Annotated in this window: 2 protein-coding genes and 1 rRNA gene; 1 reads left to right on the top strand and 2 read right to left on the bottom strand. The window is 55.2% G+C overall.

The window, feature by feature from the left end:
• Nucleotides 1-413: 413 nt before the first annotated feature.
• Nucleotides 414-824, top strand: a complete 411-nt coding sequence (locus J3U95_RS28190) for a DUF2061 domain-containing protein (RefSeq protein WP_208281769.1) — start codon at nucleotides 414-416, stop codon at nucleotides 822-824.
• Between the two features lie 66 nt (nucleotides 825-890).
• On the opposite strand, the gene J3U95_RS28185 is transcribed toward J3U95_RS28190, so the two are convergent.
• Entirely contained in the window at nucleotides 891-1247 is a 357-nt protein-coding gene (locus J3U95_RS28185; protein ID WP_208281768.1) for a hypothetical protein, read from the bottom strand.
• Between the two features lie 180 nt (nucleotides 1248-1427).
• Nucleotides 1428-1519 (bottom strand): 5S ribosomal RNA (gene rrf, locus J3U95_RS28900); the annotation flags it as partial.

Here is a 1519-nt window from a genome sequence, read left to right as displayed (position 1 = left end):
GAACATTTGATATTTTAAGTATGCAGCTGAACAAGTCAGCTGGCACCTTCATCAAACGCCCACACTTATCGACTGTTAATTTTTAAAGATCAGAATTCGGTTACTGCTTCATCTGCTGTTGCTTCGAATCGTTTTGTTCGTCAGCAGCAGAGAAGAGAGAGTATGAAGCGTTTTTTAAATCTCGTCAACCCTCTTTTCCTTCCGCTTTTCGCTGCCTGAAGGCTGCGTCTGCGTCGGGAGAACGAGACTATAACAAACCTATGACACATCCCGCAAGTCCTGCCTTACCCAAGTCGCATCGCCATTGATAGACGAGGACTATCGATCCCTTCAATATTATTTGCTTTTAACTATAAGCGAGAATCATTATCATTTGGCTCTACAGTCAGCAGCCGAAGTGAAGAGGTAACGCCATGGTCATCGCAGCCAAGAAAACCAGCCAGGTCATCACCCACATGGCGATCGCCTTCACGATCGCCTACGCGATGACGGGCTCTGTCGTGTTCAGCGGCCTGGCCATCATCATCGAACCAGTGATCAACGTCCTCCTGCTCCCCTTCCACGAAAAGGCCTGGGCGGCCATCCGCGAGAGAGCGAAATCAACTCGCGAGCGCTATATGCGCGTTGCCGCTGAAAAGGTCAGCCAGACGCTCATGCACATGGTCGTGGCTTTTGCCGTCATCTATGGCGCGACCGGCTCGCTCGCCTTCGGCGGCCTGGCTGCCATCCTCGAGCCGATCTGCAATGTGCTGCTGCTCCCTATCCACGACCGGTTCTGGGACAAGCTCGAACTGCGCATCAATAGTGGAATGCACGCCGCCTGAACCCTACACCCGGTCACCCAAGCCCGCCAGTCACCAACCGGCGGGCTTTTTTTCGCCACAGCGTGATCACAGGTTCGGAAGCCGCATCGCGATCGTCGCCATTCCGATCCCGGCCTTATTGCCATAGAGTGTCGCCGGGTCGAAACCTACTGGCCCACCATTCACGGCAATCCAGAACATCAATCCCACGCGGAAGAACCACGCGCCGCTGGCAAGCATGAGCAGCCGCAGCGCCGAGCGTCGATGCGGTTGCATTCGGCGCGTCAGCGGATGGCGCAGTACCAGCGTCGCCGCCACCAGGATCAGGACCGCGTTGATGGTCATGGCACCATGCTGGACGATGCCGCCGAGCTGGCTGCGGTTCCATACCAGCCAAAGCCAGTCAAGGCTGGCGACGATAACGGTGGCCAGCAAGGCGAGCACTTCGTGCTCGACTTTAGCAGACGGGCAATATGTCACAACGATAATGTCTCGAATGCAGATTGCTGTGCATGAGATACGCCACTGCAGGCTGGACGCCGCGTTGAGACGAGTTCCTGGAAAGCGACGCCGAAAAGCAAAAAACCCCACCAAGATCACTCGATGGGGTTTTTCTTATAACTAGCCTGACGATAACCTACTTTCACACTGGTTGCAGCACTATCATCGGCGCAAAGTCGTTTCACGGTCCTGTTCGGGATGGGAAGGGGTGGGAC

Source organism: Massilia oculi (assembly GCF_017582745.1).
In the GTDB taxonomy this organism is placed as follows: Bacteria; Pseudomonadota; Gammaproteobacteria; order Burkholderiales; family Burkholderiaceae_D; genus Telluria; species Telluria oculi_A.
This window is presented reverse-complemented; position numbering and strand designations above follow the sequence as displayed.

Bases quoted from the DNA above. Each gene is read 5' to 3' on its own strand.
- J3U95_RS28190 (WP_208281769.1), top strand. From the start codon at position 414: ATGGTCATCGCAGCCAAGAAAACCAGCCAGGTCATCACCCACATGGCG.